Source organism: Vibrio sp. 03-59-1 (assembly GCF_013114135.1).
GTDB lineage: Bacteria > Pseudomonadota > Gammaproteobacteria > Enterobacterales > Vibrionaceae > Vibrio > Vibrio cortegadensis.
Genome location: NZ_VTYA01000030.1, coordinates 1 through 14,791, shown reverse-complemented (window position 1 = coordinate 14,791; position 14,791 = coordinate 1). Strand labels below are relative to the sequence as shown.

The window sequence follows — 14,791 nt, the reverse complement described above, 5'->3', positions numbered from 1 at the left end:
TCAAAACTGGCGTCAGGCTATGAGTCGGTTTATTATCGAGTTCGAGGAACGTCTCGATAAACACGTTAACTAAATGGCAGTTACACAGAATCTGTTACAGCCTCTTTGGCTCTTTTTTAATGTTCAATTTTCACATCTCTACGTTTACCGAATTAGCACCAATGAACTTTGTCTATGTGGCATTAACTCATGTTCAGCGATTCAACTTAGTCACCAGCCACAAACTAAAGAGTGATGTAAAACTCATCTGGCGACGTGTTATTGATAACCAGTTGGCCGCGATCTTCAATATGCTTAATTTGCTCTTTCTCTAATGGGTAAGGCATTACGACTTTCAGCTCTTCAATCCCTTCAAGTTTGGCAAGTTTCGCCAAAGTGACAATATTGGACTCATCGCTTTTACGTGAGGACATGGATTTCAGTGCCATTTCCCATAAACGATCTTCTGGCTTGGTTAGCTCTTTGATGTTGTCACGCCAAACAATTCCAAATATCGGAGCAAACGAGCTCATTGCCTCTAAAAACGTCCATTTTTTACTGCACGAAGCACCAAGAAACGATGTGTAGTCAAATAGTACGCTCGCATCTTCCTGTTTATCCATAATGTCCCCCGACATAAACGCAACACGATATGTTGTGGTTAATATCAACCAATTCCCCCTATATAGCAATAGGATATAAAAGAACGGTCTTTTATACCCTCTTAACCATTCAAAAGGAAATATGAAACGCAAGCTTCTAACATAATTCACACATTAATTTCAAATATGCGCTTAATTGATTAATATTATGCAGAATAAATAAATACAAATTCGCCATATGTTTACTCCCCATATAAGTTGCATCTATTTATTACCGAACATCGACGACTCGACTCGCTTTTTTATATTGAATTCGCCAGCCTTTCCATGTTGGTAGCTCCCACCTTTTTGGATCGCCCTTTCTAGACCCTCGCTGATATATCACGTGTATCAACTTCTTCGAGACATAATATTCAACCGTTAACTGAAGATCAGCCAAAGCGATACTTTGAGGGTATTGGTGAGCAAAATCATCAAACTCCCAGTAAGGAATGCCTTCAAATGTAAAGTCACTGTTATCGAAAATACATAGCTCTTCAACATCCTGAATCTCAAGTTCAGTGAGTTGGTCAATAAGCCACTGCTCAAAAGTAAGTTCATCATGGGTCGAGCGCTGTGCATCAAGTCCTAGCTCTACGTACAATTTCCATAGGTTGATCTCCATTCGCCGTTCGTCAGCGAGCCCGATGAGCCACTCATTTCGATTTACCGCATCAACAATTGGCTTTAGAAGCAGTTCTCCTTCTGGCATAACTTGCCGAGTCGTCAATAGGCGTCCTGCGTATCTCAATTCCATCTCCGTTAGAATTTGTTTTTTTCCTGAGCTTTGTTCGCCACTTTTTACCACCGTTGTTTCACCCTGAACCCAATCCCCCAATTCAAGCTCAATTAACAAGCTAAGCGGAACTGGTAACATAACGGTTGCTAAATTTAATGTTTGCTTAACGCCCCGCCCTAGAATGCTATGGGTATCCATCACAATAGCGGCCTCTGCTTTGTCAGAAAATCGACTATGCCTTCCTACTGCAACTTCCATCTCTCCATTTGCTAAAGCTTGGCGACGTTTTTCTCTTCGAACAAAAACCAACTCTGGATGTAATTGAGCAATGCTCGTTAGAAATAGATGACGGTCATATCGCGAAGCAACGTCAAGCTCTGGCAATTCAAACGCCTCTCTCATTTGCTTAGACAGTCCCTTTGCCTCTTTTAGCGCTTCTTGTTCAACCTGAATCGAATCAAAGGTTCTCCCTCTGACTAGGTTAATCAGTATTTCACCATCGCAATGATGAGGTTCCTGTTTCTCAATCGGTTGGTCATCATCCTGATGAGGTTTGATTTGATAAATCGCCGCAGGAACCGATAATGCGGCTGCCAGATCAACCATCACTTCTTTTAATGCTCTTGATGGCATTCTAGTGACGAGGTCTGCATACAAAACATCGATTGGAAGTGGCGACAAAATTGTCCCATGCGGCGTAATCTTACCCCCTGGGTCAATGGCTTGCATAAGTCGCAATTTTTCCGTCGCAGAGACCATAGATTTAGGTGGCAGATCGTCTAAGAATGACAACTGATCTAACGAATATCCACAACTCGCAGCCGCAAGCATAGGCTCAACTAACTCTTCTCGCTGTAATTCTGGTGGCGTCATACTTTCTAAGGCGGCATGCTCTCCATACAATCGAATACACAGACCATCCATTACCCGTCCGGCTCGACCTGCCCGCTGCTTAGAGCTCGCCTTTGAAATCGACTTTAAACTTAGAGTGGTGCGTCCATTTCTCTGAATAGCCCGCCGCTCAAGCCCAGAATCAATCACGGTTGAAATATTCGGGATGGTTAACGATGTTTCAGCCACGTTGGTTGCCAGCACCACTTTCTTTAGACGAACATCTGAGCTTTCAGAGTCACCACTATTTTCTGAATCATGAACCCGCAATGGTTGAGCGTTCAAGGCTAATTTACGCTCTTTATCTGAAACGGAGGCATGCAACTTCACAACAACACAGCCAGCAATACTTTGTAGCATCTGAGCACATTGTGTGATCTCTTTTCTTCCAGGTAAGAAGACCAAAATATCACCTGGACTGGTTATCAGCTGTTTTTTAACTTCATCGACAATTCGATTCTCAAGCATTCGAATATCGGGAAGTTGCTGGCTCTCACTCGTACGATAGATATAGTCCACATCAAACAGGCGACCTTGGGATTGGAGCCGAGTGGCATTTACATATTCGGCCAGTCGATGTCCCTCTAATGTCGCAGAGGTGACAATAAGCCGATGACGATTCGCTTCCTTTAATAATGCCACCAGAAGATCGGTGTCCCAGCGCCGCTCATGAAATTCATCGATCATGACAATATCAAAATCCGCTAGTTTGTTTTCAGAGAACCAGCGCAGTGCGACTCCTGGGGTAACAAAAACAATGTCACTATCTTCGCTAAATTGAACGTCTAGTTTGATGGCGTAACCAATAGATTGCCCTACCCGCTCTAGCCGCTGACTGGCTGTATATTCCGCGAGTGAAGTACAGGCGATTCGACGAGGTTCAATCACTAATACTCGGCCGTGTTTCGATGCCCATATTGGAAGTTTGGTTGACTTACCCGATCCCGTTTCTGCTTCTACAACAAGATTATATTTTGCGATAGTGGCTTCAAATTCAGAAAATAGCGCGTCTATTGGAAGTGGATGCATGTTATTAGTAAATAATATGGAGATTTGCGTTATTATACTCCAAAGACATAAGCGAGTGTTTGTTTTCCCAAACCTTAGCCTATGCTATTTACAACTGAATAACTTAACCGTTATCATTTTTAAGATCCCCCAAACCCTACATAGGCACAAAATGAACAACGATAAACGCCCGCTCTATATTTCATATGCTGGTTCAGCACTTCTTAGTACGCCATTACTAAACAAAGGAAGCGCATTTTCAGCATCTGAACGTAGCTCTTTTAACCTAAATGGTTTACTTCCAGAGACGACTGAAACAATCCAAGAACAAGTTGGCCGTGCTTACCAACAATACTGTAATTTTGAAAATGATATGGATAAGCACATTTATCTGCGTAATATCCAAGATACAAACGAGACTCTATTTTATCGTTTAGTCCAAAATCACGTTTCAGAGATGATGCCAATCATTTACACGCCAACGGTTGGTGCGGCATGTGAAAATTTCTCTAACATTTATCGTCGTGGTCGTGGCCTTTTCATCTCTTATCCTAACCGCGATAAAATTGATGATTTGCTAAATAATGCGGCTAACCACAACGTAAAAATCATTGTTGTCACAGATGGGGAACGAATTCTAGGTTTGGGCGACCAAGGAATCGGGGGAATGGGAATCCCAATCGGTAAATTAGCATTATATACGGCATGTGGTGGGATAAGCCCAGCATACACACTTCCAATCGTGCTGGACGTAGGTACCAATAATCCACAACGTCTTGCAGATCCTATGTATATGGGTTGGCGTCATCCTCGTATTACTGGTGCCGATTACGATGCGTTTGTAGAAGAGTTCATTCAAGCGGTTCAACGCCGTTGGCCTGATGCGTTAATTCAATTCGAAGATTTCGCTCAGAAGAACGCAATGCCACTACTTGAGCGATACAAAGATCGCATCTGCTGCTTCAATGATGACATTCAAGGTACTGCCGCCGTCACTGTTGGCTCTTTAATCTCAGCTTGTAAAGCGGCGGGTAGTAAGCTTTCCGATCAGCGTGTAACATTCTTAGGGGCAGGTTCCGCTGGTTGTGGTATTGCTGAAGCGATCATTGCACAGATGGTATCTGAAGGTATTGATGATGCACAAGCTCGCTCTCAAGTTTACATGGTGGATCGCTGGGGCCTACTGCAAGAAGGTATGCCTAATCTGCTTGATTTCCAACAGCGCTTGGTTCAAAACAGTGCAAACACCAAAGATTGGGAAAGCGAAGGCACAGATTACTCACTATTTGATGTGATGAAAAATGCTAAGCCAACGGTATTGATCGGCGTATCTGGTGCTCCTGGTCTGTTTAGCAAAGATGTTATCCAAGAGATGCACAAACATTGTGAGCGTCCGATTGTATTCCCTCTATCGAATCCGACGAGCCGAGTAGAAGCAACACCGAATGATATTTTGCGTTGGACTGATGGCCAAGCTCTCGTGGCGACTGGTAGCCCATTCGATCCTGTCATGCACAACGGACAACGCTTCCCTATCGCTCAGTGCAACAACAGTTATATTTTCCCTGGCATTGGTTTAGGCGTACTTGCTGTCAACGCATCACGCGTAACAGATGCCATGTTGATGGAATCGAGCCGAGCTCTCGCGACATGCTCTCCACTTGCAATCAATGGTACTGGAGCATTGCTTCCACCACTGGAAGAGATCCACCTCGTGTCGAAGAAAATTGCTTTTGCTGTTGCTAAGAAAGCCATTGAAGAAGGCGTTGCTCTAGAAATCACCGATGAAGCGTTACAACTGGCGATTGATCAGCAGTTTTGGCAGCCTGTTTACCGTCGTTACAAACGTACTGCATTCTAATTTTTACTGAATGACACTCTAATTTAAAAAGCCCTTATGATTGTGACATAAGGGCTTTTTTTATATTATCAACATTCTCATTTTACCGATTTGGAATTATTAGTTTTAGTGAAGCCATTGTTTCTTTCTTCATTACACTTCCTTCGCCGACATCGAGCATTGCTTCGATACATCTTGCTATGTATTTCTATATCGTTGATTCTTCTCGCTACTGTTGTGTTTTCTATCGACCGATGGGTCTCTTGGCAAGCTGAAGATAGAATTATTCAATCATCTGAACAGGTCGATTACTTTGAGGTTGCTGTGGTACTCGGTACAAGTAAGTATTTAGGTCGCACTCTAAACGAGTATTACGCTCACAGGATTGAAGCCGCAATCGAGCTCTACCAAGATGATAAAGTAGACCACTTTCTACTGAGTGGCGACAACGCACATCGCTCTTATAATGAACCTTGGACAATGAAACGAGATCTCCTCAAAGCGAACGTTTCAGGAGAGGACATTCACTTGGACTATGCAGGGTTTCGAACTTTAGATTCGATTGTCCGCGCAAAAGAAATTTTCGATACCGATGATTTTTTGATTATTACGCAAAAATTCCACTGTGAAAGAGCGCTATTCATAGCTCATTCTTATGACATCAACGCGCAGTGTCTAGCCGTTTCTGGCCCAACCCATCACTCCGGGTTCTCCATTCGTTTTCGTGAAATTTTTGCCCGAACTAAAGCTTTTTTAGATCTCTACATCATCAATACGCAGCCTAAATTCCTTGGTCCAAAAGAGCCAATCTTACCTAATCCAGCCTCTTCCGCATCAACAACAATATCAAATGGGTAATTTCTTACCCATTTTTAATTTTCTTCGTCACATTTTCATCTAGCACGTTCAAAACTCCTCAGCAGCTTTCTATCCAGTTAAGTAACATCAAGACAACAAAAGAGTACAAATTAAAACAATTAACTCAAGTCAGATACTTTACTAAGCATAACTTAGCTTCAAATAACAATAATTACCTGAAGTTAAGTAAAAGGAGCACTTATGACAGCACTCGCAGTAACCTTACGGAACTGGTTTTTTACTCGAAACAGCATGATTCTTGTCGGAAACACTCTACTATTTTTTACTTTACTGAATGTTTTACCTTTTGATGAGAACGTTGTGACTGGCTTAAGTATTCTTACTTTTGTAGCAGTGCTTTGGTTAACGGAAGCGGTGCATGTCAGTATCACAGCCCTACTGGTTCCAATGTTGGCAGTCTTACTAGGGGTGTTTAATACCCAAACCGCGCTCAATAATTTCTCTAACTCTATCATCTTCCTTTTTCTTGGTGGGTTCGCTCTTGCTGCTGCACTACACAAGCAGGAACTCGATAAAGCTATTGCTGACAAAGTTCTCATTATCGCCAAAGGTAAAATGTCCGTCGCGGTCTTTATGCTATTTGGTGTGAGTGCTGGTTTATCAATGTGGATCTCTAACACCGCAACGGCTGCAATGATGCTGCCTTTAGTTCTTGGGGTTATGAGCAAACTGGATAAAAACAAAAACCACAACACTTATGTATTCGTACTACTTGGGGTGGCCTATTGTGCTTCAATTGGTGGTATTGCCACACTGGTCGGTAGCCCACCCAATGCTATCGCAGCCGCAGAAGTTGGCCTTAACTTTACGGAGTGGATGGCACTAGGGTTACCTATTTCCCTAATTCTTCTTCCAATCACTATGTTTGTTCTGTACATCATGATCAAACCCGATCTTAACCATAAGTTCGAATTAGATCATAAACCTGTGGAGTGGACAAACGGCAAAAAAATCACATTAGCGATTTTCCTTTTAACCGTTAGCATGTGGATATTCAGCAAGCCGATTAATGCCATGCTAGGTGGCTTCTCTAAATTCGATACACTTGTTGCGATTGGCGCTATTGTTCTTCTTGGCGCATCAAAAGCAGTTGAATGGAAAGATGTCGAGAAGACCACGGATTGGGGTGTTCTTATCCTATTCGGTGGTGGTATTTGCTTAAGTAATATCCTTAAAGCAACAGGCACCAGTGTCTTCCTTGCGCACTCTCTAAGCGGCTTCCTTGAGCAAGCAGGAATGCTATTAACTATTTTGACTGTGGTTGGCTTTGTTGTCTTTCTCACTGAATTTGCCAGCAACACGGCAAGCGCAGCACTACTCGTTCCAGTATTTGCAACCATTGCTGAAGCTTTAGGTATTTCACCTGTGATCTTATCTGCTCTTATCGCTGTTGCGGCTTCTTGTGCCTTTATGCTGCCAGTCGCAACGCCACCGAATGCGATCGTTTTTGCCTCTGGTCATATCAAACAGCGTGAAATGATGCGAGTGGGTATGGTGCTAAATATCGTCTGTATTTTTGTACTTACCATCTTTGCGTGGATTTTCTGGTAAGCCGCTGCTCTTCAGAATGCGATTTCCCTGAGCACTACTCTGCAAGCTCCTATTAAGTTTGCAGGTTTCCCTTTTGGTGGCGTTCGCGTCACCTTTTTTCAATTTCCAGCTCTTCCACTGTTTAACCTCGATCTTTTTCACTCTCTTTTTTGCTACACTACTCGTCTAAAATAAGAATAATCTTAAGAGTAATGTCATGTCTTTATTAGCTAAAGGTACGCTGAGTAAAATGCGTGCATCATTGGATGGAAAAGTTCAATACCGCTTGCCAGTCGGTGAGGAGTTGGTTGACCTAAATCCATTCATCGGTAAGTCTCTAACCTTGGTCCATACTGGGAATATTTTTTGTAGTGCCTGTGGGAAGAAGACAAAAAAAAGCTACTCGCAAGGCCACTGTTTCGTCTGCATGAGAAAACTTGCCAGCTGCGATATGTGCATAATGAAGCCAGAAACTTGCCACTATGAAGCAGGCACTTGTCGTGAACCGCAATGGGGCGAAGAAAACTGCATGGTAGACCATTATGTCTACCTTTCTAATACTTCTAGCTTAAAGGTCGGGATCACTCGACACACACAAATACCTACCCGTTGGATTGATCAAGGTGCGACTCAAGGTTTGCCGATCTTTAAGGTGAAAACTCGCCATATTTCAGGATTGATAGAAATAGAATTGGCGAAACATATTTCGGATAAAACGAATTGGCGGACGCTTCTTAAGGGTGATGGCGAACCTATGCCACTGGAAGAGAAGATCGCTCATTTACTACCGTTAGTTGAGCCAACCATTGCTGAGATTAAAAAGAAATACGGGGATGATGCCGTACAACTTCTCAATGAAACGACCACTGCTATTGATTACCCGGTTGATGAGTATCCAGTCAAAATAACATCACACAATTTTGATAAAAACCCAGAGGTCACTGGTATTTTGAAAGGCATCAAAGGTCAATATTTAATTTTTGATACTGGCGTGATTAATGTTCGAAAATTCTCATCGTATGAAGTCGAAGTAAGCAACCCGCAATAGCGCATCTTCTTCATTAACGCTTCTTCATTCATAGCAAAAAATGCCAGACAGATTTCACTCTGACTGGCATTTTCTTTTAGCTATCAACTATGTTTTTTATTGCTCTAACTCACCTACTGCTAAGCAACACTATTGAGTTTTGGCTTAGAGCTGTTATTGGTTAGCGTTTCGCTGAAATCATGGCTAAAGTGGTCAACTTGAATCGCCTTGTATCTCAGTTTATCAGCCGCAATAATTTGCTTGACTTCCTCTTGGGTTAGCACATTCGCTTTAAGTGCTTGTTCCAGCCTATCATTCAATAGACCTTTCCTCGCAATTTTACCCTCTTTCGCTGCGCGGTATAATTTACGCTCTAATCCTTTGATGTCGTACATTGCGATGAAGGCTTCTTCCATCAGACCTACGCTATCATTCTCATCGTCACCGATATAACACAGGTGAGTTAAGCGATCACGATGCGCTCCAGGTGTCATCACACTTTCCGCTAATCTTACCGTAAGCGTGTCGCTTGGTTTTTCAAAATGGTTACCTACTGGGAAAATCAGTGTTTTCAAAATTCGACCAACCGCTTTACTTGGGAAATTGGTATAAGCTTCTTGCAATGATTTAGCAGCATTATGTAAACAGTGCTGAATGCCATAATGAACATAATCCAGATCCGCTTGTTGGCGTCCTTCATCTTCATATTTCTTAAGCACAGCAGATGCCATATATAGGTAGCTAAGACCATCACCTAAACGCGCTGAAATCATCTCTTTACGTTTAAGATCACCACCTAATGTCAGCATTGCAAAGTCAACACTTACTGCTAATGCTCGGCTCATACGAGTCATATCTTGGTAGTACACCTTGGTAGGCCCGCTCATGTCAGCTTTAATGAAACGTGAACCTGTTAGGGCTGCACCAAATGCACCCAATGTGTTCTTCGTTGCATGGCCAATATGTTTGAATAGCAATGAATCAAACTGTTTTGCACCTTCTTTTTCATCTGGATTCGCAGCCGCTTCCATCTCTTTCAGTACATATGGGTGGCAGCGAGTGGCACCTTGACCGAATATCATCAAGTTACGAGTAAGAATATTCGCGCCTTCAACAGTGATTGCCACTGGAATGCCAAGATATGGCGCAACCAAGTAGTTCATCGGGCCATCTTGAATCGCACGTCCTGAGTGAATGTCCATCGAGTCATTTAGGATAGTACGCGCAATTTCTGTCATGTGATATTTAGCGATTGCAGTCACAATTCCCGGCTTTTCTTTTAGATCTAGAGATGTGGTTGTTAACGTACGACTTGCTTCGAGTAGGTATGTAAGCCCACCAATTCGGCCGAGGCTTTCCGCTACGCCTTCAAATTTACCAATCGACATACCAAACTGCTTACGAACATAAGCATACGCCCCGGTTGTTCGAGCCGTTAGATGCCCCATAGCAGAACCTAGCGCAGGAAGTGAAATACCACGACCAGCAGATAGGCATTCCACTAACATTCTCCAACCTTTACCCGCATAATCAGATCCACCAATTAGCCAGTCCATTGGAATGAAGACATCTTCTCCACGAGTTGGACCATTCATGAATGCGAGCCCAAGTGGATCATGACGTTCACCAACCACGACACCTTCGTGATCGGCTGGAATAAGCGCACAAGTAATGCCTAGCTCATCTTTATCACCCAATAGGTGTTCTGGATCGTTCAGTTTAAAGGCTAAACCAACAACGGTTGCGACAGGTGCAAGGGTGATATATCTCTTGTTCCAACTTAATTTAATACCCAGTACTTCTTTGCCTTCATGGGTGCCGTAACACACTGTACCCTGATCTGGGATCCCACCGGCATCCGAGCCGGCTTCAGGACCAGTCAATGCAAAACAAGGGATTTCCGTGCCATCCGCTAGACGAGGTAGCCAGTAATCTTTCTGCTCTTGAGTCCCGTAATGTGATAATAGTTCGCCTGGTCCCAAAGAGTTTGGCACCATAACGGTAACCGCTGTACTGATACTGCGAGTCGCAATCTTGGTTACAATCGTAGAGTTAGCCAGTGAAGAGAAGTTTCTACCGCCGTACTCTTTCGCAATAATCAGCGAAAAGAAACGTTCTTTACGTAAGAATTCCCAGACTTCTGCTGGCAAATCACGATCTTCTTTCACTATCTTTTGATCGTCTAACATGGCGAGTAATGTTTCTAGCTCGTTATCAATAAATGACTGCTCTTCAGATGATAGTGTTGGTTTTGGATAATGGTGCAGCTTTTTGAAATCCGGTTTACCTGAAAACAATTCTCCATCCCACCAAACACTTCCTGCTTCCATCGCCTCTTTCTCTGTATTAGAAAGGGGTGGCAATACTTTTTTAAAAAATTTAAAAGCAGGGTCACTAACCCATTTTTGTCTTAGAGAGCTCATAGTTCAGATCCTTTTGTTCCATATATTGGTGGGTATTTTTATTAGTATCTTTGTTAGATATAGCTTTGTTATATCTATAGCTTTGTTATGCACAAGGCTTTGGTATTGCAATCAGTCGGCAGCAACGCCTGCTGATAAGTAGGGTATTATCTGGTCAATAACCGCAGTGGCATCAACCGCTTGTCCAAAATCGTTATAGGCAATTTCTGATAGTGCTTTACTCGACGCCATGGTGAACACGCAAGTTCCTAGAGTAAAATGCAAGCGCCAAAATAAGGTCGCAGGTGTTAAGCTAGGATTAGCAGTCATCACAGAGCGTGTAAAAAGTGAAAGCACTTCACTATAGCGAGTGGTAATAAACCATCTTAAATGCCCTTGGACATCGGTATAACCACGTCCAATTAATGACATAAATAGGCTCGTCCCGTTAGGTCTAACACCATCTAAAGCCAACAATGGGGCCCGTAATGACTCGAACACCTCTTCCATGCTATATGAATCTTTATCGTTCAAATCGTTAGTATTCAACTCGATCAGCGCCTTCTCTACAGATGGCATGAATGCTTCTAAATATCGGTTCAGTACCGCTCTTACTAAGGTTTTCTTATCCCCAAAGTGATAATTGACTGATGCTAGATTCACGTTTGCTTTGCTCGTTATGCTTCTAAGCGACGTGTCGTTAAAACCATGCTCAGCAAATAGCCCTTCTGCGACATCTAAAATTTTATCTTTAGTACTACTTTTCGAGGCCATTTTAATCACTCGTATTAAACAACTGTTTGAAATATACTCTTAGCACATTTATTTAACAAGCAATTAACATCACACTTTTTACTATTGGTCGGACCAGAGGAAGATAACGCCTTGAATAGATAAGAAATAAAAAGATTCAAAATAATGACAAATAAATTGAACTGATGGGTAAGTTGGCAGTCTGATTAATTGTAACCAAGAGATGCATTGAGAAGTTAAACAGGCCGTCTAACTACTTCTATCTTGTTGGCTACGAAACCACTGCTTTTTCTAAATAACTCCTATATTTGTATCGGCCCAACCCATCTTGGTTTGGGCTTTTTTTTACCTTGCGTTTGAGAGGTAAACCTAATGGCCTAATAGCCAAATGAATAGTTAGCAAAGCTCAAAAGCCTCTTACCTTTCATGATAAGAGGCTTTTGTTCAGGCAATTAGCTATGCCGCATCGTTTTTGATTATCTGGCTTAAAATATCTAGGCTCTCTAAGCTTGCTAAATCAGTCGTAATATTTTCGATAACAATGCTTTGTTCAAACCCTCCTCCCTCTGATGGTACGCTAAGCGTGACATCATCACTTCCAACGGTAACATCGATACTATTGAGTAACGTCATCACATCACCTGGGTCATTCGGATCATCAAGCAAGTCGTTTAAGTCGATCAAATCTTGTCCAACGGTAAAGTCTTTGACGACATCAGTACCGCTATCTAAGGTGCTATCCAACCAAGTAAAGATATTTTCACCATCATCACCGATTAATAAATCATTACCCAACTCAGCATTTAGAGGTTCATTATCTGCCGCTGTTACAACGTTATAACCATCGGTTTCCAAAACATTGATCGTCACCGTTTCTTGGGTGCTTTTATCCCCATTTGAGTCTATAGCTTGGTAATCGAAAGTCACATTCTCTGTAATCTCTTGCGCACCTTCTAAGTATCTCAGCTCCCAGTTCCCACCTGTTGAACTTAATGAAATGTCCACAATCGGGTTATCTGGTGATGAATAACTGAATTCATATAAGATTTGGCTATTACCCGTATCTCCCACATCTTTTTGGTACTCTTCAGTATGAATGTCACCATTTTCAAGCGTGTAAGTAGCCACAATTTTCACACTGCTATTAGAATTAAACTCTCCTCCCATTCCATCGAGCCCGAGAGTAACAACATCGAGTGGGTTATCACTTAAATCAATATGCAGAGCCTCCTGCATATTCATACCGCTACCTTCATTATCCCCAATACCATACCCAACATGAGGTTTGTCACCTGTATATTGTTTCAATGGCTTATCGTTGTTATCAGTGATGGAAATTCGAACTTCTTTACCATTGTCGAGAGTGACAAGTCGCTCTGTATCGCTAACTTTTTCGCCCCAATTGTAGAATCCATCGTCAGACATTGGGGTATCTTCGGTTGGATCTTCTCGAATACCTATGGTGAACAGCTCGCCCTCTCCTGGAACATAACTGATGCTATCCTGTTCGAATTGAGTTTCGCTTGAAACATCCGCAGAGGTTATTTCACGTGTTACGCCATTTGGATCGGTATAGAGCAAAGTGCCAGATTCAGGAAGTGAGTTAACTAAGATATGCAGTGGCACGGAGTTGTAATCGTCCTCAACATCAGAAATGAAATCATATGCCGCGTCGGTGACGCTTTCACCTTCGTCTAAATATTGCACCGCGTTGTTGTCGACCGTGTAGGTCCAGTCGCCATCGGCGTCAATCACTAAGCTGCCGAGCGCCGCCGCGTTGGTGGAGCCTGTCGGTGTGAACACTCCGTTCGGGTTGAACTCCGGATTGTCATTGGCGTCCACGTCAGTGATAGTCAAGCTGCCTTCGCTGACTAAGGTGTCGGCCAGCGTGACGTCCACGTCTTCGGTGACGCTGCCTTCATCGCTGTCCCCTTCACCCACGGTGATATCGGACGGATCTTCTGCGCCATTAATGGTAATGGTGACCACGTGCTCAGTCCCATCGGTGGCACTGACGGTGTAGATTTCGGTGACGGTTTCGCCCTCGTCCAGATATTGCACCGCGTTGTTGTCCACGGTGTAGGTCCAGTCACCATCGGCGTCAATCACTAAGCTGCCAAGCGCCGCCGCATTGGTGGAGCCTGTCGGTGTGAACACCCCGTTCGGGTTGAACTCCGGATTGTCATTGGCGTCCACATCACTGATGGTCAAACTGCCTTCGCTGACCAAGGTGTCGGCCAGCGTCACGTCCACGTCTTCGGTGACGCTGCCTTCATCGCTGTCGCCTTCGCCCACGGTGATGTCGGACGGATCTTCGGCGCCGTTTATGGTGATGGTGACCACATGCTCGGTCCCATCGGTGGCACTGACGGTGTAGATCTCGGTAACGGTTTCCCCTTCATCCAGATATTGCACCGCGTTGTTGTCCACGGTGTAGGTCCAGTCGCCATCGGCGTCAATCACTAAACTGCCGAGCGCCGCCGCATTGGTGGAGCCTGTCGGTGTGAACACCCCGTTCGGGTTGAACTCCGGATTGTCATTGGCGTCCACATCGCTGATGGTCAAACTGCCTTCGCTGACCAAGGTGTCGGCCAGCGTCACGTCCACATCTTCGGTCACGCTGCCTTCATCGCTGTCGCCTTCGCCCACGGAAATGTCAGACGGATCTTCCGCGCCATTAATGGTGATGGTGACCACATGCTCGGTCCCATCGGTGGCACTGACGGTGTAAATTTCGGTGACGCTTTCACCTTCGTCCAGATATTGCACTGCGTTGTTGTCCACGGTGTAGGTCCAGTCACCATCGGCGTCAATCACTAAGCTGCCAAGCGCCGCCGCATTGGTCGAGCCTATCGGTGTAAAGACCCCATTAGGGTTGAATTCCGGGGTGTCATTGGCGTCCACATCAGTGATGGTCAAGCTGCCTTCGCTGACCAAGGTGTCGGCCAGTGTCACGTCCACGTCTTCGGTGACGCTGCCTTCATCGCTGTCGCCTTCACCCACAGTGATGTCAGACGGATCTTCCGCGCCGTTAATGGTGATGGTGACCACATGCTCGGTCCCATCGGTGGCACTGACGGTGTAAATTTCGGTGACGCTTTC

General features: G+C 43.9%; 9 protein-coding genes. 4 read left to right on the top strand and 5 right to left on the bottom strand.

What is annotated here, in order from left to right; all coding sequences use genetic code 11:
• Window positions 1–224: 224 nt before the first annotated feature.
• Window positions 225–602, bottom strand: coding sequence for a hypothetical protein (locus F0249_RS19025; RefSeq protein WP_017052531.1), 378 nt, complete (start codon window positions 600–602; stop codon window positions 225–227).
• Between the two features lie 250 nt (window positions 603–852).
• The gene (locus F0249_RS19020; protein WP_171757499.1) at window positions 853–3,279 is read right to left on the bottom strand and encodes a helicase-related protein; all 2,427 of its coding nucleotides are present in this window, start codon (window positions 3,277–3,279) and stop codon (window positions 853–855) included.
• Between the two features lie 151 nt (window positions 3,280–3,430).
• On the opposite strand from F0249_RS19020, the gene F0249_RS19015 reads away from it, so the two are divergent.
• From F0249_RS19015 to F0249_RS19000, 4 genes are all read left to right on the top strand, one after another.
• On the top strand, window positions 3,431–5,119 hold the full coding sequence (locus tag F0249_RS19015) for an NAD-dependent malic enzyme (RefSeq protein ID WP_171757498.1): 1,689 nt from the start codon (window positions 3,431–3,433) through the stop codon (window positions 5,117–5,119).
• A gap of 159 nt (window positions 5,120–5,278) precedes the next feature.
• Window positions 5,279–5,956: a vancomycin high temperature exclusion protein gene (locus tag F0249_RS19010; RefSeq protein WP_171757500.1), complete on the top strand. Its 678-nt coding sequence runs from the start codon at window positions 5,279–5,281 to the stop codon at window positions 5,954–5,956.
• Between the two features lie 201 nt (window positions 5,957–6,157).
• Complete coding sequence (locus F0249_RS19005; protein ID WP_017052527.1) at window positions 6,158–7,528, top strand: DASS family sodium-coupled anion symporter; 1,371 nt, start codon at window positions 6,158–6,160, stop codon at window positions 7,526–7,528.
• Between the two features lie 196 nt (window positions 7,529–7,724).
• Entirely contained in the window at window positions 7,725–8,555 is an 831-nt protein-coding gene (locus F0249_RS19000) for a DUF2797 domain-containing protein (RefSeq protein WP_171757497.1), read from the top strand.
• Window positions 8,556–8,674: 119 nt separating this feature from the next.
• On the opposite strand, the gene F0249_RS18995 is transcribed toward F0249_RS19000, so the two are convergent.
• The 3 genes from F0249_RS18995 to F0249_RS18985 all read right to left on the bottom strand — a co-directional run.
• Complete coding sequence (locus F0249_RS18995; RefSeq protein WP_171757496.1) at window positions 8,675–10,957, bottom strand: acyl-CoA dehydrogenase; 2,283 nt, start codon at window positions 10,955–10,957, stop codon at window positions 8,675–8,677.
• Window positions 10,958–11,068: 111 nt separating this feature from the next.
• Window positions 11,069–11,710, bottom strand: coding sequence for a TetR/AcrR family transcriptional regulator (locus F0249_RS18990; RefSeq protein WP_113795318.1), 642 nt, complete (start codon window positions 11,708–11,710; stop codon window positions 11,069–11,071).
• Between the two features lie 435 nt (window positions 11,711–12,145).
• Window positions 12,146–14,791: VCBS domain-containing protein (locus F0249_RS18985; protein ID WP_171757495.1), on the bottom strand; the 2,646-nt coding region annotated here is incomplete at its 5' end.